This window comes from Agrobacterium sp. MCAB5 (assembly GCF_052114365.1).
GTDB classification, from domain to species: domain Bacteria; phylum Pseudomonadota; class Alphaproteobacteria; order Rhizobiales; family Rhizobiaceae; genus Agrobacterium; species Agrobacterium tumefaciens.
In genome coordinates this window covers 1-377 of record NZ_JBFREP010000349.1, presented here as the reverse complement: position 1 = coordinate 377, position 377 = coordinate 1, and the positions used below count along the sequence as shown (strand labels likewise).

The following is a 377-nucleotide window of genomic DNA, read 5'->3' as shown; positions in this document are numbered from 1 at the left end:
CCGCCAAACCGATTGCCGCCGCCTGACGCGCCTCCGATCGAACCTCGCCGAGCTCCTGATTCAGCTGCCCGAATTTATAGTCGGTATAGTTATTGGCCTGGTTGAGCGTCCCAACGGCTTTCTGGTCAGTATAGGTGTTTGCCGTTTCAATCGCGTAGTTCACGCGGTTGTCCGTATAGCTGTTGGCTGTCTTGATGCCGTCGTTGAGTTGTCCAACGTTGACTGCGTCGGTATTCTTGACGCCGGCGGCAACGTTAGAGATCAGGACCGGCGCATTTGGATCCCCGCCCTCGAGCGTAACGGTGTTGGACTTGGTCGTGCCATCATTGTCGTACTTGACCGCAAATTTATCGAGCTCGCCAATACCGGTGTCGAGA

The 377-nt window shown here is 55.7% G+C and carries 1 pseudogene; it reads right to left on the bottom strand.

Annotation, left to right across the window (positions count from 1 at the left end):
• A pseudogene (locus AB4Z23_RS28975) lies at nucleotides 1-377 on the bottom strand (YadA-like family protein); the annotation flags it as partial.